The following is a 16,446-nucleotide window of genomic DNA, read 5'->3' as shown; positions in this document are numbered from 1 at the left end:
TATGCCGGGAGCCGGTTTCCCCGGCGGGGCGCCGGCGTGCGACTGTTACTCTCGTAGACTGTTTGACGCGCGACTGTGCAGGCTGGGAGCAGCTGATCGGGGCACCGCGCACGACTTGACCAAACGCTGGACCAACCAGCCCCATTGGCACGCCGCGACAAGTGCTCGGCTGCGCAGGAGGAAGAGTGCTTTCGGCTTTCATATCGTCACTGCGGACGGCCGACCTCAGGCGCAAGATTCTCTTCACGCTTGCGATCGTCATCCTGTACCGCGTTGGCGCGTCCATCCCGTCGCCAGGTGTCAACTACCCGAACGTGCAGAAGTGCATCGAGCAGGTCAGCGGCGGCGACTCGGCGCAGATCTACTCCCTGATCAACCTGTTCTCCGGTGGTGCGTTGCTGCAGCTGACGGTGTTCGCCGTCGGCGTGATGCCCTACATCACGGCCAGCATCATCGTGCAGCTGCTGACGGTGGTGATCCCGCGCTTCGAACAGCTGCGCAAAGAAGGCCAGGCGGGCCAAGCCAAGATGACGCAGTACACGCGTTATCTGGCGGTCGCCCTGGCGATCCTGCAGGGCACCAGCATCGTCGCGCTGGCCGCCAACGGTGGCCTGTTGCAGGGCTGCAACCTCGACATCATCGATGACACGTCGATCTTCGGCTTGATCGTCATCGTGCTGGTGCTCACGGCCGGTGCCTCCCTCGTCATGTGGATGGGTGAGCTGGTCACCGAGCGCGGTATCGGCAACGGCATGTCGCTGCTGATCTTCGCCGGTATCGCCGCCCGTATCCCGTCCGAGGGCAAGACCATCCTGGACAGCCGCGGCGGGATCGTCTTCGCCGCGGTCTGCGTGGCCGCGCTGGCGATCATCGTCGGCGTCGTGTTCGTCGAGCAGGGACAGCGCCGTATCCCGGTGCAGTACGCCAAGCGCATGGTCGGCCGCCGCATGTACGGCGGGACCTCGACCTATCTGCCATTGAAGGTCAACCAGGCCGGCGTCATCCCGGTGATCTTCGCGTCCTCGCTGATCTACATCCCGCACCTGATCACCCAGCTGATCCAGAGCGGCCGGTCGGGCCCCAGCAATGGCTGGTGGGATCAGTTCGTCGCCAACTACCTGACCAACCCGGCGGACCCGGTCTATATCGCGATCTACTTCGGCCTGATCATCTTCTTCACCTACTTCTACGTCTCCATCACGTTCAACCCCGACGAGCGGGCGGACGAGATGAAGAAGTTCGGTGGCTTCATCCCAGGCATTCGGCCGGGCAAGCCGACTGCGGACTACCTGCGCTACGTGCTGAGCCGTATTACTCTTCCGGGATCGATCTACCTCGGTGTGATCGCCGTGCTGCCCAACCTGTTCCTGGAGATCGGTAACTCCGGATCAGTGCAGAACCTGCCGTTTGGCGGTACGGCCGTGCTGATCATGATCGGTGTCGGCCTCGACACGGTCAAACAGATCGAGAGCCAGCTCATGCAGCGCAACTACGAAGGGTTCCTGAAGTGAGAATCGTTTTGCTCGGCCCGCCGGGCGCCGGAAAAGGCACACAGGCAGAGAAGCTGGCAGAGAAGCTCGGAATCCCGCAGATTTCCACCGGCGACCTGTTTCGCTACAACATCAGCAACGGCACCCCGCTGGGGCTGGAAGCGAAGAAGTACCTGGACGCGGGCGACCTGGTCCCCGCCACACTGACCAACGCGCTGGTCGATGACCGTATCGACGCCGAGGACGCGGCCGACGGTTTCATCCTCGACGGTTTCCCGCGCTCGGTGGAACAGGCCGAGGCGCTCAAGGACATGCTGGCCAAGCGCGGGCTGACGCTCGACGCGGTGGTGGAGTTCCGGGTGCCCGAGGACGAGCTGGTCGAGCGGCTCAAGGGCCGTGGCCGCGCCGATGACACCGAAGACGTCATCCGCAACCGCTTCAAGGTGTACCGCGACGAGACGGCACCGCTGCTGGACTACTACGCCGGTGAACTGAAGACGGTCGACGCCGTGGGTTCCCTGGACGAGGTGTTCGCGCGGGCGCTGCACGCGCTCGGCCGCTGAAGTAGGCGCTCATGATCTCGGTGCCGGGACGGCGTAAGACCATTCCCCAGCGCAGTGCGGGCGAACTGGACGCCATGGCGGCCGCCGGCGCCTTGGTGGCGGCGGCTCTGCAGGCGGTGCAGCGGGCCGCTGCACCAGGGGTGTCCACCGGCGAACTGGACCGCATCGCCGAATCGGTGATCCGTGATGGCGGCGGAGTGCCGTCCTTCCTGGGCTATCACGGGTATCCGGCGACCGTCTGCGCGTCGGTGAACGACCGCGTCGTGCACGGTATCCCGTCCGACGACGAGGTGCTGGCCGACGGTGACCTGGTGTCCATCGACTGCGGGGCGATCCTGGATAAGTGGCACGGCGACTCCGCGGTCACGTTCGGGGTCGGCACGTTGATCGAGGCCGACGAACTGTTGTCGGAAGCCACCAGGCTGTCGATGGAAGCCGGGATCGCCGCCATGGTGCCCGGCAACCGGCTCACCGACGTCTCACACGCCATCGAGACCGGAACCCACGCCGCAGAGGCGCGCCATGACCGCAAATACGGCATCGTCGCCGGCTACGGCGGCCACGGGATCGGTCGAGAGATGCACATGGACCCCTTCCTGCCCAATGAGGGCGCACCCGGGCGTGGCCCCTACCTCGCCGTCGGCTCGGTGCTGGCGATCGAGCCGATGCTCACGCTCGGGACCGTCAAGACCAAGATCCTCGATGACGAATGGACCGTCGTCACCACCGATGGTTCCCGCGCCGCGCACTGGGAGCACACCGTCGCGGTCACCGACGACGGGCCACGGATCCTCACCCTGCTGCCCGCCTGATCCCGTGCTCGCTTCGCTCCCGCCCGCCGGATCGATTCCCCGGGTCGCTTCGCTCCCGCCCGCCGGATCGATTCCCCGGGTCGCTTCGCTCCCGCCCGCCGGATCGATTCCCCGGGTCGCTTCGCTCCCGCCCGCCGGGGCAAACATTTCCGGTTGAACCGGATGACTGCCGGCGTCGTGTAAGGGGCGGAGGTTGGAGTGGACGATCCGGAGGCCGCGATGATGCGGGTGCTGTATGACGAGCACGCCGGCGCGTTGTGGCGGTATGCCCTGCGATTGACGGGCGATGCCGCCCGCGCCGAAGACGTGGTGCAAGAGACGCTGCTGCGCGCGTGGCGGCATCCCGAAGTGACGACGGACCCGGACCGACCGGTACGTCCCTGGTTGTATACGGTCGCGCGTAATCTCGTCATCGACGACCGGAGAAGCGCCCGTTTCCGCAATGAAACCGACACCCCCGATATGGAAACGGTCGCCGACAACCATTCGAGAGCCGCTGCCGGCCCCGACGAAGTGGATTCTGCGCTGGACCGCCTACTGATCAGCACCGCGCTGAGCGAACTGTCCGAGGACCATCGCGCGGTCATCAAGCGTGCGTACTACCAGGGTATGAGCACCGCCCAGATCGCTGCCGATCTGCAGATCGCCGAGGGCACCGTGAAATCGCGGCTGCACTACGCGGTCCGGGCACTACGCCTCAATCTGCAGGAAATGGGGGTGACGCGATGACCGGGAACGACTCGATCTCCGACGGAGATCAGTACACCACCTGGGACGCCTCCTACGTGCTGGGCGCGCTGTCCCCGGCCGAACGCCGCGAGTACGAGGCGCACCTGCCGACCTGCGCGCAGTGCCGCGCCGCGGTGGCCGAACTGACCGGGATGCCGGCCTTGCTGGCCATGGTCGACCTCGCCGATGTCGAGGCGATGGACGATGCTGACTCGGTGCGGGAGCCGGAGCCGCCGTTACGCCCCGAATTGCGCGAGCAGGTGGTCGAACAGGTGCGCTGGCGCAGGCGGCGTTCGCGGTGGCTGACCACGGCTGCGGTGGGCCTAGCGGCCGCACTGCTGGCGGTGGGCGTCGTGGTGGCCGTTCGTCCCGACGTGTTCGGCATCCAGCAGGAGACCCAGCAGGCGGCGCCGTCGTTGGAGATGAACAAGGTCAACCCCACGACCATCGCCGCGAGCATCTCGATGTCCGAGTACAGCTGGGGCACGCGGATCGATATGGCGTGCAGCTACGGCGACTGGGGTCAACGGGACAACAAGCCCCAGAACCTGGGAATGGTGGTGGTGGGCAAGGACGGCAGTCGCGATCAGATCGCGACCTGGCTCGGATTGTCCGGTGCGACCGCCCTGCCCAGCGGAAACACTCCGCGGCCCATGAAGGAAATCGCTGCTGTGCAACTGGTTTCGGCAGACGACGGAAAGGTCCTGCTCGAAAAGAACCTGTGAATCGGTCCCGCGGGTGAACCCGATCCCGACCGGAACCGTGTCACCTGCAGAACGAGAAAGCAGGTGAGCAGTGTCCAACGGACAGAGCAGCAGGCGCCGGGTGGTCGACCATATCGTCGACCGCCTCGCGGCACATGGGGTGCGGCATATCTTCGGCGTCGACGGCGCGAATATCGAGGACCTCTACGACGCGGCCCATTTCCGTGCCGACCTCACCGCGGTGCTGGCCAAGCACGAGTTCTCGGCCGCCACCATGGCCGACGGATACCGGCGCTCAGGTGCGCCGCTCGGGGTGGTGGCCGCCACGTCAGGGGGAGGTTCCCTCAATCTTATTGCTGCACTGGGGGAGTCGTTGACCAGCAGGGTGCCGGTGCTGGCCCTGGTGGGACAGCCGCCGACGGCGATGGACGGGCACGGATCGTTCCAGGACACCAGCGGGCTTGGTGGATCGCTGAACGCCGAGGCCCTGTTCTCGGCAGTGTCGGTGTACTGCCGTCGAGTGGTGAATCCGGCCGAGATCGAGGCTGCGTTGAGCGAGGCGCTGGCCGCCTCCCGTCGCGGCCCGGCCGTGTTGCTGCTGCCGAAAGATGTGCAGCAAAGCAACTTTGACGGCGTTTTCGGCACCGCCCCGCCGCTTGATGTCCCGATCGGGGACCCGGACCCGATCGCGGAGCAACTCCGGCGGGTGCGTGGCCCGGTGACAATCATCGCCGGTGACCAGGTGGCCCGTGACGATGCCCGCGACGAACTCGAGCGGCTTCGAGCCATCCTTCGGGCCCGGGTGGCCACCGTGCCGGATGCCAAGGATGTGAGCGGCGCTCCTGGGCTGGGATCATCGTCGGCCCTAGGGGTCACGGGTGTGATGGGTCACCCCGGGGTGGCCGAAGCGTTGACCGCCAGTGCCGTCTGCCTGCTGGTGGGCACACGGCTGCCGGCCACCGCGCGGGCAGGACTGGATGCCGCACTGACAACACTGCCGGTGTTGTCGCTGGGGTCGGAGCCGCCCTACCTGCCGAGTCTGCACGTGCACACCGACGACCTGCGCCGGTCGCTGACGATGCTCAACGCCGCCCTATCCGGATCCGGTCGAGCCACCGCAGTTACTGTGCCGGAGAGGATCCCGCACACCGAGCTCACCCCACCCGTCCACGAGGGCAACGGAATTCGGTATCGGGCCGCGATGGCCGCATTGGACGCGGCGCTGCCGGACGGCACCGACATCGTCGTCGACGCCGGGAACACCGGCGCGTCGGCCATCCACTACCTGCCGGTACGCCGCGGCGGACGGTTCGTGGTGGCGCTCGGGATGGGCGGGATGGGCTACAGCTTCGGCGCCGGTATCGGAATGTGCTTCGCCAGGGGCCACCGGACGGTCATCATCGCCGGCGACGGTTCGTTCTTCATGCACGGTATGGAACTGCACACCGCCATCCAGTATCGGCTGCCGGTCACCGTCGTCCTGTTCAACAACAACGCCCACGCCATGTGCGTGACCCGCGAGCAGCTGTTCTACCGGGACCTCTACAGCTACAACAGATTTACGCCCAGCAAGCTCGGCGCCGGCCTGGCGGCGATGTTCCCGGGCCTGCCCGCCGTCGACGTCGCCGAGATCGGCGCGTTGCCCCACGCCCTGCAGACCGCCCTCGACGAGGAGGGACCGTCGGTCGTCAGCATCGAATGTTCTGCCGATGAAATTCCACCGTTCGCACCGTTTCTGGAGACCAAGGAGGCCCACGTTCATGTCTAAGCCCATAGCGTTGCCCGCACTTGCCGATATCGCCGCCCCGATCGAGGGAGTCGTCCGCATCGAGACGTCACCTCGTGAACAGGCCACACCGATCATCATGGAGATGATGCGGTCGGTGTATCCGCACGACCAGGTATTCGGTGAGTTCTGCACCGTCAACAGCTATATCGATTGTCCGCCAAGGGAACTCTACGAGTATCTGGCCGACACCCGGAGCCTGGAGGAGTGGACCTACAGTCTGCGCGGATTCACCCCCACCGAAGAGCCGGACCTCTGGCTGGCCTATGACCGGCTGGGCTCGGAGACCGAGATCTACACCCGCACCGTCGCCAATCCCGATGCGATGACCGTCGACTACCACTGTGCCTGGGACCAGGGCCATCACCTGTGGATGATCTACCTGATGCGTGTGGTGGACGCGCAGGTCGTGCTCAACAAGCCGGGCTCGGTGGTGCTGTGGACCAACTGCCACCACCCGTTCTACGACGAGAATCCCTACCCCGAGGCGGCACCCCCGGAACGGCCGGTGTGGGTGGGCGACTTCTGGGACATGTTCGGCGCCGGCCACGAACTGGAGCTGCGCAATCTGAAGGCCATCGCCGAGTATCGGCACCACAACGGCCTGCCCATCACCCCGGACTGGATGAAGTGAGGTGTCTTCGATGACCGGAACCGCTGCCGTCAGCCTGCTGGACGTCTCGACCTATCTGCCCGGTGAACCCATCGGGGCCGAGTATTACGCGAAGTTCGCCGATTCCGATGATCTGCGCGACAACCTGATGTTCCGGGCACCGCGATACCGGCACCACGTGGCCCCGGACGAGACTGCCACCGACATGATCGAGCGGGCCGCCGCCGGTCTGATCGAGCGGCACGGCGCCGATGTGCTGTCCGACGTCGATGTGCTCATCACACACACCCAGCTGCCCGATATGCCGTTCTACGGTGGCGGTGGGGCCATTGCACACCGTCTGGGGATGAAGCCGGGTTGGGTGGTCGACCTGCACAACGGCGGCTGCGCGGCGTTCGTGCTGGGGCTCAAGATGGCGCGCAGCCTGCTGGCCTCGGGTGAGGGGCGCACCGCGCTGATCGCCGTGGCGCAGAACGCCGCGGGCCAGATCTTCGAGCAGGAGACGGTGCGGCGCAAGGCCCAGGCATCGGTACCGGGTGACGGCGCGGCCGTCGGCCTGGTGACGCTGTCGGACTCCTCGCCGATCCTGGACGTGGAATGCCGCACCTACGGTGAGTTCGCCGGGGATATGACCATCGCCGTCGACCCGCCGCGCAAATGGTGGGCCGCCGGTCCGGGTGAGGGCTGCATCGGCTTCACCGAGTCGAAGATCACGAAGGTGCTGGCCCGCGGCAACCGCCAGGTGCCCGAGGTGTCCTATGCGGTGTGCGACCGAATCGGGCTGGCGCCCAGGGATATCGACCTGCTGGTCACCAATCAGCCCAACCGTGCGTTCCTGCGCAACTGGCGTGACGCACTGGAACTGCCCAAGGAGCGTCACGTCGACACCTTCGAGGACTGCGGAAACCTGTTCGCCGCGGGGATCCCGATCAACTTCGACCGCGCGATCACCGACGGCCGAGTCAAGGCCGGTGACACGGTGCTGATGGCGGCCTTCGCGCACGCCGGGGATTTCGCCGGTGCGGCCGCGGTGCGCTGGGGCGGACGATGAGCATCCCGGCCGGTGCGCTCACCGACGTGGTCGAAACCCTCCCCGATGCGCGGGACCCGTTGGCGTTGTCGCTGAACGAGAATCCTTTCCCGCCACTGCCTTCGGTGCATTCGGCGTTGGTGGCCTGCATCGGTTCGGCCAACCGTTACCCGGAGTTCCTGCCGCAGCGGCTGCGCACCTTGATCGCCGATCATCTCGGGGTCGACGACGGGCAGGTGGTGATCGGGACCGGTGCCACCGGCGTGATCATGCAGGTTCTGCAGGCCTTCACCGCGCCCGGCGACGCGGTGGTGATGGCGACTCCGACGTTCGACGGCTATCCGATCTTCGCGCAGATCGCCCGTCTGCGGTCGATCACCGTGCCGTTGGACCCGCATGGTCACCACGATCTGGACGCGATGGCCGCCGCGGCCCGTTCCGCTCGGGTGGTGGTGGTATGCCGTCCGCACAACCCGACCGGCACGGTCGAGTCCGCCGCGCAGATCCATCGCTTCCTGGACCGGGTGCCGGCCGACACCGTCGTCGTGCTGGACGAAGCTTATGTCGAGTTCCTCGGGGCGGGCGAACGGCTGGATACCCGCGGGCTGGTGCAGCAGTACCCGAATGTCGTTGTGGTACGCACCTTCTCGAAGGCCTACGGGTTGGCTGGGTTGCGAATCGGCTATGGGTTCTGCAGCCCGGATCTGGCCCGGCGGCTGTGGACCATGCAGCTGCCGTTCGGGGTGGGACTGACGGGGCTGGTCGCGGTGGCGGCGTGCTACGACGCGGAAGACGAGATGCGGCAGCGTATCCGGATTATCACCGCCCAGCGCCGGCTGTTGAGCGCCCGGTTGCGGGCGGTCGGGATCTACAGCACCGATGCGCACGCCAACTTCGTCTATCTGCCCGCACCCGGGGGAGACCGGGCGGTCTGGCGGCAGGTGTTCGACGGGGCCGGCCCGCGCGTGCGGCACTACGGTGACGGGGGTGTCCGCATCACCATCGGTGTGCGCCAGTCGACCCGGGCGGTGTTGTCGGCGGTCGCCGCATATCGCGACCGCACACGGGGCGAATCCGCGCTCACGGGCACGGATGCGGTAAGAACAGGGGATGCCCCCACAACCTGGCAGACCTGACCCGATCGCCCAGGCCCGTGCCAACTGGGAACGCGCGGGCTGGGGCGATGTGGCCGACGGGATGGTGGCGATCACCTCGGTGATGCGGGCGCACCAGATCATGCTGGCCCGGGTGGAGACCGCGCTGCGGCCCTACGATCTGAGTTTCTCCCGGTTCGAGCTGCTGCGGTTGCTGGCCTTCAGCAGCAGCGGCGCGCTACCCATCACCAAGGCGTCGGACCGGTTGCAGCTGCACGTCACCAGCGTCACCCACGCCATCCGGCGGCTGGAGGCCGACGGTCTGGTGGAACGGATACCCCATCCGACGGACGGCCGCACCACGCTGGTGCGGGTGACCGATCTGGGCCGGTCGACGGTCGAGGACGCCACCGAGACGCTGAACAAGGAAGTCTTCGCCGATATCGGGATGTCGGCAGCGGACTCTCGGGCGCTCACCACGGCCATCGAGACCCTGCGCCGGCACGCCGGCGACTTCTGACGGCGCTAGACCGAAGGGAGCGGGATCGTGGCCGTCACCGCGGTCCCGGCGCCGGGGCGGGACCGGATGTGCAGCCGCCCGCCGACGATCTCGGCGCGCTCGGCCATCGACAGCAGGCCGTAGCCGCCCATCTCATCGCTGCCGAGCGGGTTCTCGAAGGTGTCGAAACCTATTCCGTCGTCCATGATTTCGAGGCGGGCAGTGTCCTCGTACACCCCGAAGGTGAGCCGGGCGGCTCTCGCCTGGGCGTGTTTGACGACGTTTTGCAGGCATTCCTGGGCGATCCGGTACAGCGCCACCTCGATGTGGTCGGGCAGCCTTTCATCGGCCAGATCCAGCTCCAGGCGCAGCTGCGGGATGGACCGGGCCAGACTGGCCAGCCCGCCGGCCAGCCCGAGATCGTCGAGCACCGGGGGACGAAGTCCGCTGATCGCCGCGCGCGCCTCTTGCAGGGTCAGGTCGACCAGCTCACGGGCTCGGCCGAGTTGAACCCCTGCCTCCGAGGGGTTTTCGGCGACCGTCCGGGTCGCTGAGTCCAGCCAGTACGACAGGGTGATCAACCGTTGCGAGATCCCGTCGTGGATATCTCCGGCCAGCCGTCTGCGCTCGATCTCCTGAGCCTGGATCACCTGCTCGACGAAGTTCTCGTGGGCACGTTCACGGACCACCAGTTGCCGGTGCAGACGCGCCTGGTGCATGGCGCCTGCGATCAGCTTGCCGATCACCAGCAATAGCTCGACATCGCGGGCGCCGAATTCCCGGCGCGCCACGGTGTGCACATTGAGCACCCCGACCAGGCCGCCAGGATCTGTCTCCATGGGCACCGACACCATCGAGGTGAAGTCGGATCCACGCAGCGACTCGAACGGCAGGTAGCGCGGATCGGCTTCCTTGTCGGCGATGATCACCACCGGCTCACGATGGCTGGCCACCCACCCCGAGACGCCGTGCCCGAGCGGCAGCCGGATCTTGCCGACCTCACTGTCGAACGGTGGGGTGGCCCCCGTCAGGGTCAGTGAGCGTTCGGTGTCGTCGAGCACATGCACGAAACAGACGTCGGTGCCGGTGGCGGCGGTGATCATCCGGGCCGCGGCAGCGGCCAGCGGCTCCACACCGGGGCCGCTGGAGGCGGCCTGGATGAGTTCGCGCAGCAACGTCAGCTCGCCGTCGGTGGTGAGCACGGTCCGGCGGGCAAGATCGGAGCTGCCCGGGGCATCCTCGTCGGCACTCATCGGTAGATCCCCTCCCGCAGTGCGGTGGCGACGGCGCCGGTGCGATCGGTCACTCCGAGCTTGCGGTAGATGGAACTGAGATGGCTCTTCACCGTTTCGTCGCCGATCACCAGTTTGGTGGCGATCCCGCGGTTGGACAGCCCGTTGACCACATAGGACAGGATCTCGCTCTCCCGCTGGGTGAGGCCCTGCCGCGCCCCGGGCCAGAACTCGTCGCGTTGTAAGCGGGCTGCGGTGTCGGCGGCGCGGGCGGCCATTCCCGGATCCAGCGCGGTCTGCCCGCGGTGCACGAACTCCAGCTGGCGCACCAGTTCGTCGCTGCCGATGCTCTTGAGCAGATAGCCCGATGCCCCCACCCGCAGCGCCTGGAAGAGGTACTGCTCGTCGTCGTAGACCGACAACATGACCACCTTGCGGTTCGGGTTGCGTTCGCGCAGTTCGCGGCACAGGTCCAGGCCGCTGGAGCCCTGCATCCGGACATCGCAGAGCACGATGTCGGGGTCGAGTCCATCGATGACGGTCACCGCGCGGTCGGTGCCGACGGCCTGGCCCACCACCTGCACCCGCTCGCCGAACGCGGCCAGCATCGCCTTGAGCCCTTCGATGACCATCTCGTGGTCGTCGACCAGGACCAGCCGCAGCGGGCTGCGCGATCCGCCTTCGGCTTCTCGCTCGGGTCCCATGGCGACCATTCTGCGCAAGTTGGCCTCCCGAATCCCCCCTTTGGGGGAGGCCGCCGGAGTGTGACCTGGGCCACGCTGTGTACATGCGGGGTGACATCGGGGTGCGGAGCTACTGGTGGGAGGCCGGCCGTCCGGCCGGCGCCGTGGTGGAACCGCTGCAGGCGGTCATCTTCGACGTGGACGGCGCCTTGGCCGATATCGAGCGGGACGGCCAGCGGCGGGCATTCAACGCGGCATTCGCGGCGCACGGTTTCGATATCAGCTGGACGGTCGCCGAGTACGGCAGGCTGGTGTGTATCGGTGACGAACGCCGCCGCATCGCCTCGGCCCTGCGCAGGCGGGGCTACGGGCGGATCAGCGCGGAGATCGCGACCCACATCCAGCACACCAAGAACGACCTGTTCGCCGAGTGGGTGCTCGACGGTGACGTCATCCCGCGACCGGGCCTGGACGACCTGGTGAACAGCTTGTACGCCGCGGGTATCGCGATCGCGGTGATCAGCACCGGGTCACCGCACTGGGTGGAGCCGCTGGTACGTCAGCTGATCGGCGAGGGGATCGCCGGGGCCATCGTCACCCCCGATGACCTAGCCCGCCCCACCCGCGAACCGGACCTGCACGGGCACGCGTTGTGGGAACTCGGGCTGGGGCCGGAGTGCGCGCTGGCGGTGACGGGGTCGGCACACGGCTTGTGCGCCGCCACCGCGGCCAAGCTGGCCACGGTGGTCGTGCCGACGGCCTACACCGGCGGCCAGGACTTCACCGGCGCCGCCGCGGTGCGCCTCGACTACGACGGTTGGTCGGCAGACGGATGTGCGCGGTTGCACCGCCATTGGTGGATGGCGCGCTGAGCTTGTTCGAGGGGTCGGGCTCACGCGCTCCCGGGTGCGCGAAGCGACGGCGGATTCAGCCTCGGATCATCTCGATGACGGCGCTGAAATCCTTGTCCGGGTGCTCGGCGGCGAACTTGGCGTAGATCTCGGCGGCATGCGTACCCAGCGGTGCGGCCGAACCCGTCGAGGTGACTGCAGCCATCGCCAACCCCAGGTCCTTGTTCATCAGGGCGGTGGCGAACCCGGGCTTGAAGTCATTGTTCGCCGGCGACGTCGGAACCGGTCCGGGGACCGGGCAATTCACCTGTACCGCCCAGCAGTTGCCGGTGGCGCCGGTGATGACGTCGAACAGTGACTGTTTGTCCAATCCCAGTTTCTCGGCCAGGACGAACGCTTCGCCGATGGCGATCTGCTGCACCGCGAGCACCATGTTGTTGCACACCTTCGCGGCTTGACCGGCACCGGAGTCGCCGCAGTGGATGATCTTGGCGGCCATCGGTTCCAGGACGGGCCGGCCGCGCTGCACGGCGTCGCTCTCGCCGCCGACCATGAAGGCCAGCGTGCCGGCCACCGCGCCCTTGACCCCGCCGGACACCGGCGCGTCGAGTTGGGGGAACCCGTGTTCACCGGCGAGCTTGTGCACCTCTCGGGCGTCGTCGACGGAGATGGTGGAACTGTCGATGAACAGCGCCCCGGCCGCGGCCGCCGGCAACACCTCGGCATAGGCACTCTTGACCAGTGCACCGTTGGGCAGCATGGTGATCACCACGTCGGCACCGTCGACAGCCTCGGCTCCGCTGCCGAAGACGCTGACGCCGTTACCTTTTGCGGTCTCGACGGCGGCGGGAACGGGGTCGAACCCGCGCACCGTATGCCCTGCGGTCACCAGGTTGGCGGCCATCGGCCCGCCCATGTTCCCCAGTCCGAGGAACGCGATCGTACTCATTGCGGGTCCTTTCATGCACTCGCACGCGACGAGACGGATCTCCCGATCACCACGCGCATGATTTCGTTCGTCCCCTCAAGGATGCGGTGCACCCGCAGATCGCGGACGATTTTCTCCAGGCCGTACTCATGCAGATATCCGTAGCCGCCGTGCAGTTGCAGGGCCTGATCGGCCACCTCGAAGCACGCGTCGGTGACATACCGCTTCGCCATCGCGCACAGCATCACCTTGTCGGGGTGGCCGCTGTCCAGGGCGCAGGCCGCACGCCACAACATGTTCCGTGAGGTCTCCAGTGCGGTCGCCATATCAGCGAGGGTGAACCGGACGGTGGGTTCGTCGAGCAGGGTGCCGCCGAAGGCCTGACGGTCGGCCAGGTAGGCGACGGCCTTGTCGTGCGCGGACTGCGCTCCGCCGAGTGAACATGCCGCGATGTTGATACGACCACCGTTGAGCCCGTTCATCGCGATACCGAAGCCGGTGCCTTCGGAGCCACCCAGCAGCGCGTCGGCGGGCACCCGCACACCCTCGAACACCACCTGCGCGGTCGGCTGGGCGTTCCAGCCCATCTTGACCTCTTGGGCGCCGAAACTGAGCCCTGGCGAATCCTTTTCGATCAGGAAGGCCGATATCCCCTTCGGTCCGTCGGCGCCGGTGCGTGCCATCACCACGTACACATCCGAGCTGCCGGCGCCGGAGATGAACTGTTTCACGCCGTCGAGCACGTAATCGGACCCGTCCCGCATCGCTTTGGTGCGGAGCGCCGCTGCGTCGGATCCGGCGCCTGGCTCGGTCAGGCAGTAGCTGGCGATGGACTGCATGGAGGAAAGGCGTGGCACCCACGTCTTGCGCTGCTCGTCGGTGCCGTAGGTGTCGATCATCCATGCGCACATGTTGTGGATCGACATGAATGCGGCAATGCTCGGGTCGGCGGCGGCGAGCTGCTCGAAGATGCGCACCGCATCGATGCGACGCAGCCCGGTGCCGCCGGCGTCCTCGGCGCAGTAGATGCCGCCCATACCCAGTTCGCCTGCCTCCCTGAACACATCGGTGGGGAAGTGGTGTGTCTGGTCCCATTCCAATGCGTAAGGCGCGATGCGCTTCTCGGCGAACGCGGCCGCCGTCTCGGCGATCACGCGTTCGTCGTCGTCCAAGTCGTGCAGGTCCATCGCCGGCTACTTCATGGTGGGGATGACGAACTCGGCCCCATCCTTGATACCCGAGGGCCAGCGCTCGGTGACGGTCTTGACCTTGGTGTAGAACTGGATCGACGCCGGGCCGTGCTGATTGAGATCGCCGAAGCCCGAACGCTTCCAGCCGCCGAAGGTGTGGTACGCCACCGGCACCGGGATCGGCACGTTCACGCCCACCATGCCGACCTGAACCCGGGACACGAAGTCGCGGGCGGCATCGCCGTCGCGGGTGAAGATGGCCACGCCGTTGCCGTACTCGTGCTTGGTGGGTAGTTCCAGTGCGGCCTCGTAATCCTCGGCGCGCACGATGCACAGCACGGGGCCGAAGATCTCATCGGTGTAGATCGACATGTCGGTGGTGACGTGGTCGAACAGGGTCGGGCCGATGAAGAAGCCTTTCGACAGGTCCTGATCATCGAAGGTGAGTTCGTCGGTGGCACGCTCACGGCCGTCTATCACCAGTTCGGCACCGGCCTCCACGCCTTGGCCGATGTAGTCACGGACGCGCTCCAGTGCCGCGCCGGTGACCAGCGGCCCGTAATCGGCCTTGGGGTCCAGGCTGTGTCCGACGCGCAGCTGATTGACGCGCTCAACGAGTCTGGCGCGCAGGCGGTTTGCGGTCTCTTCGCCGACCGGCACCGCGACGCTGATCGCCATGCACCGCTCACCGGCGCTGCCGTAGCCCGCGCCGATCAACGCGTCCACGGCCTGGTCCAGGTCGGCGTCGGGCATCACGATCATGTGGTTCTTGGCGCCGCCGAAGCACTGCGAGCGCTTCCCGTGCGCCGCCGCGGTGGAGTAGATGTACTGCGCGATATCGGAGCTGCCGACAAAACCGACGGCCTGGATGTCCGGGTGGGTGAGGATGGCGTCGACCGCCTCCTTGTCACCCTGCACGACCTGGAACACGCCCGGGGGCAGACCCGCGTCGATGAACAGTTCGGCCAGTCGCAGCGGCACCGAGGGGTCACGCTCGGATGGCTTGAGGATGAAGGCATTCCCACACGCCAGCGCGGGCCCTGCCTTCCACAGCGGGATCATCGCCGGGAAGTTGAACGGGGTGATGCCGGCGACGACGCCGAGCGGCTGGCGGATCGAGTACACGTCGATACCGGTACCGGCGCCTTCGGTGAACTCACCCTTGAGCAGGTGCGGGATGCCGATGGCGAACTCGATCACCTCGATACCGCGCTGGATGTCACCGAGCGAGTCGGCCACGGTCTTACCGTGCTCGACGGACAGCAGGCGGGCCAGTTCGTCGGCGTGCTGGTTGACCAGGTCGACGAACTTCATGAACACCCGGGCGCGGCGCTGCGGGTTGAACCCGGCCCAGACCTTCTGGGCCTGCACCGCGGTGGCGACGGCGGTCTCGACATCGGCCACCGAGGCCAGCAACACCTGGGCTTGGACCTCGCCGGTGCTCGGGTTGAGCACATCGGCGGTGCGGGTGGATGCGAGGTTGCTGCGCTCGCCGTTGATGAAGTGCTGAATCTGTGTGGTCATGGCGTCCGTCCCGAAAGGTTGTGCCCAGAAAGTTGGTGCCCAGAAAGTCGTACTCAGAAGGACCCGGGCCGCGACCCGAGATACTTGCATATCCTAGTAATGGCACGGCCTGGTTGGCAAGGGTGCGGTCGAGCCTGATCGCCGACGGAAAATGCCTCGAGTGTGGGAGCGGTGCCGGAGATAATCGGCGGATGGCCGGCACACACGAGTACGAACTGGACGTGACGTGGACCGGTAACACCGGTACGGGCACCAGCGGATATCGCGATTACGCGCGCTCGCATGAGCTCAGTGCCCCGGGAAAGCCGACGATCCCCGGTACCGCCGACCCTGCCTTCCTGGGGACGGCGGATCGGTGGAACCCCGAGGAAATGCTGGTGGCCAGCCTGTCGCAGTGCCACATGCTGTGGGTGCTGGCGTTGTGCGCACAACAGCGGATCGTGGTCACCGGCTACACCGATCACCCGTCGGGCACGATGGTCGAGACGCCGGACGGCGGCGGGCATTTCGCCGAGGTGATCCTGCGCCCGCAGGTGGAGATCGCCGGCGCATCGGATGCCGAGGCGCTCCCCGGGGTGCACGAACGCGCGCATCACCTGTGCTTCATCGCGAACTCGGTCAACTTCGACGTCCGTTGCGAGCCTGGGCATTCGGTGCGGCCCCGCTGAGGCTCGCCGGGCTGCTCCCAGCGGGGGCGAATTCGGGGCAATTTTCGAGC

General features: G+C 66.9%; 17 protein-coding genes. 12 read left to right on the top strand and 5 right to left on the bottom strand.

The window, feature by feature from the left end:
• The first annotated feature begins 185 nt into the window (after positions 1 to 185).
• From secY to QN239_RS26545, 10 genes are all read left to right on the top strand, one after another.
• Positions 186 to 1,511: a preprotein translocase subunit SecY gene (secY, locus tag QN239_RS26590; RefSeq protein WP_090359813.1), complete on the top strand. Its 1,326-nt coding sequence runs from the start codon at positions 186 to 188 to the stop codon at positions 1,509 to 1,511.
• Positions 1,508 to 2,053, top strand: coding sequence for an adenylate kinase (locus QN239_RS26585; RefSeq protein WP_090359810.1), 546 nt, complete (start codon positions 1,508 to 1,510; stop codon positions 2,051 to 2,053). The genes secY and QN239_RS26585 overlap by 4 nt, the downstream gene beginning before the upstream one ends.
• A gap of 11 nt (positions 2,054 to 2,064) precedes the next feature.
• Positions 2,065 to 2,865 (top strand): type I methionyl aminopeptidase, encoded by an 801-nt coding sequence (gene map / locus QN239_RS26580; protein WP_499014898.1) that lies wholly within the window; start codon positions 2,065 to 2,067, stop codon positions 2,863 to 2,865.
• A 198-nt stretch (positions 2,866 to 3,063) separates the two neighbouring features.
• Positions 3,064 to 3,594 carry a sigma-70 family RNA polymerase sigma factor gene (locus tag QN239_RS26575; RefSeq protein WP_090359805.1) on the top strand — a complete coding sequence of 177 codons (531 nt, stop codon included), beginning with the start codon at positions 3,064 to 3,066 and terminating at the stop codon, positions 3,592 to 3,594.
• Positions 3,591 to 4,319, top strand: coding sequence for an anti-sigma factor family protein (locus tag QN239_RS26570; protein WP_499014896.1), 729 nt, complete (start codon positions 3,591 to 3,593; stop codon positions 4,317 to 4,319). The genes QN239_RS26575 and QN239_RS26570 overlap by 4 nt, the downstream gene beginning before the upstream one ends.
• A 70-nt stretch (positions 4,320 to 4,389) precedes the next feature.
• A complete protein-coding gene (locus QN239_RS26565; protein WP_499014895.1) occupies positions 4,390 to 6,066 on the top strand; it encodes a thiamine pyrophosphate-binding protein in 1,677 nt (558 codons plus the stop codon).
• A 4-nt stretch (positions 6,067 to 6,070) separates the two neighbouring features.
• Positions 6,071 to 6,718 carry an SRPBCC family protein gene (locus tag QN239_RS26560; protein ID WP_187099245.1) on the top strand — a complete coding sequence of 216 codons (648 nt, stop codon included), beginning with the start codon at positions 6,071 to 6,073 and terminating at the stop codon, positions 6,716 to 6,718.
• Between the two features lie 10 nt (positions 6,719 to 6,728).
• The gene (locus QN239_RS26555; RefSeq protein WP_499014894.1) at positions 6,729 to 7,748 is read left to right on the top strand and encodes a 3-oxoacyl-ACP synthase III family protein; all 1,020 of its coding nucleotides are present in this window, start codon (positions 6,729 to 6,731) and stop codon (positions 7,746 to 7,748) included.
• Entirely contained in the window at positions 7,745 to 8,863 is a 1,119-nt protein-coding gene (locus QN239_RS26550) for a pyridoxal phosphate-dependent aminotransferase (RefSeq protein ID WP_499014893.1), read from the top strand. The genes QN239_RS26555 and QN239_RS26550 overlap by 4 nt, the downstream gene beginning before the upstream one ends.
• Entirely contained in the window at positions 8,838 to 9,341 is a 504-nt protein-coding gene (locus QN239_RS26545; protein ID WP_167156923.1) for a MarR family transcriptional regulator, read from the top strand. Before QN239_RS26550 ends, QN239_RS26545 begins: the two co-directional genes overlap by 26 nt.
• A gap of 5 nt (positions 9,342 to 9,346) precedes the next feature.
• Here the strand turns inward: QN239_RS26545 and QN239_RS26540 are convergent, their stop codons facing one another.
• A complete protein-coding gene (locus QN239_RS26540; protein WP_499014891.1) occupies positions 9,347 to 10,573 on the bottom strand; it encodes a GAF domain-containing sensor histidine kinase in 1,227 nt (408 codons plus the stop codon).
• Positions 10,570 to 11,256 (bottom strand): response regulator, encoded by a 687-nt coding sequence (locus tag QN239_RS26535; protein WP_499014889.1) that lies wholly within the window; start codon positions 11,254 to 11,256, stop codon positions 10,570 to 10,572. Before QN239_RS26535 ends, QN239_RS26540 begins: the two co-directional genes overlap by 4 nt.
• Before the next feature lie 83 nt (positions 11,257 to 11,339).
• On the opposite strand from QN239_RS26535, the gene QN239_RS26530 reads away from it, so the two are divergent.
• Positions 11,340 to 12,107: an HAD family hydrolase gene (locus QN239_RS26530; protein ID WP_499014887.1), complete on the top strand. Its 768-nt coding sequence runs from the start codon at positions 11,340 to 11,342 to the stop codon at positions 12,105 to 12,107.
• Between the two features lie 55 nt (positions 12,108 to 12,162).
• Here QN239_RS26530 and mmsB read toward each other — a convergent pair whose 3' ends face one another.
• Genes mmsB through QN239_RS26515 form a run of 3 tightly spaced genes read right to left on the bottom strand, consistent with a single transcriptional unit; the run spans position 12,163 to position 15,728 of the window.
• Positions 12,163 to 13,035 (bottom strand): 3-hydroxyisobutyrate dehydrogenase, encoded by an 873-nt coding sequence (gene mmsB, locus QN239_RS26525; protein ID WP_499014886.1) that lies wholly within the window; start codon positions 13,033 to 13,035, stop codon positions 12,163 to 12,165.
• 11 nt (positions 13,036 to 13,046) lie between these two features.
• Positions 13,047 to 14,201: an acyl-CoA dehydrogenase family protein gene (locus QN239_RS26520; protein ID WP_499014885.1), complete on the bottom strand. Its 1,155-nt coding sequence runs from the start codon at positions 14,199 to 14,201 to the stop codon at positions 13,047 to 13,049.
• A 6-nt stretch (positions 14,202 to 14,207) separates the two neighbouring features.
• Positions 14,208 to 15,728, bottom strand: a complete 1,521-nt coding sequence (locus QN239_RS26515) for a CoA-acylating methylmalonate-semialdehyde dehydrogenase (protein ID WP_499014883.1) — start codon at positions 15,726 to 15,728, stop codon at positions 14,208 to 14,210.
• A 191-nt stretch (positions 15,729 to 15,919) separates the two neighbouring features.
• Between QN239_RS26515 and QN239_RS26510 the strand changes: the two genes are divergently transcribed.
• Positions 15,920 to 16,396, top strand: a complete 477-nt coding sequence (locus tag QN239_RS26510; RefSeq protein ID WP_499014881.1) for an OsmC family protein — start codon at positions 15,920 to 15,922, stop codon at positions 16,394 to 16,396.
• The last annotated feature ends 50 nt before the right edge of the window (positions 16,397 to 16,446 follow it).

It is taken from the genome of Mycolicibacterium sp. Y3, assembly GCF_051188035.1.
GTDB lineage: Bacteria > Actinomycetota > Actinomycetes > Mycobacteriales > Mycobacteriaceae > Mycobacterium > Mycobacterium fluoranthenivorans.
Note: the sequence above shows the minus strand (reverse complement) of the source record. Positions and strands in the feature narration are given on the sequence as shown.

Coding starts and splice junctions, on each gene's coding strand:
- QN239_RS26570 (WP_499014896.1), top strand. CDS start 3,591: ATGACCGGGAACGACTCGATCTCCGACGGAGATCAGTACACCACCTGG.
- QN239_RS26510 (WP_499014881.1), top strand. CDS start 15,920: ATGGCCGGCACACACGAGTACGAACTGGACGTGACGTGGACCGGTAAC.
- QN239_RS26535 (WP_499014889.1), bottom strand. CDS start 11,256: ATGGGACCCGAGCGAGAAGCCGAAGGCGGATCGCGCAGCCCGCTGCGG.
- map (WP_499014898.1), top strand. CDS start 2,065: ATGATCTCGGTGCCGGGACGGCGTAAGACCATTCCCCAGCGCAGTGCG.
- QN239_RS26530 (WP_499014887.1), top strand. CDS start 11,340: ATGCGGGGTGACATCGGGGTGCGGAGCTACTGGTGGGAGGCCGGCCGT.
- mmsB (WP_499014886.1), bottom strand. CDS start 13,035: ATGAGTACGATCGCGTTCCTCGGACTGGGGAACATGGGCGGGCCGATG.
- QN239_RS26545 (WP_167156923.1), top strand. CDS start 8,838: ATGCCCCCACAACCTGGCAGACCTGACCCGATCGCCCAGGCCCGTGCC.
- QN239_RS26540 (WP_499014891.1), bottom strand. CDS start 10,573: ATGAGTGCCGACGAGGATGCCCCGGGCAGCTCCGATCTTGCCCGCCGG.
- QN239_RS26520 (WP_499014885.1), bottom strand. CDS start 14,201: ATGGACCTGCACGACTTGGACGACGACGAACGCGTGATCGCCGAGACG.
- QN239_RS26555 (WP_499014894.1), top strand. CDS start 6,729: ATGACCGGAACCGCTGCCGTCAGCCTGCTGGACGTCTCGACCTATCTG.
- QN239_RS26550 (WP_499014893.1), top strand. CDS start 7,745: ATGAGCATCCCGGCCGGTGCGCTCACCGACGTGGTCGAAACCCTCCCC.
- QN239_RS26515 (WP_499014883.1), bottom strand. CDS start 15,728: ATGACCACACAGATTCAGCACTTCATCAACGGCGAGCGCAGCAACCTC.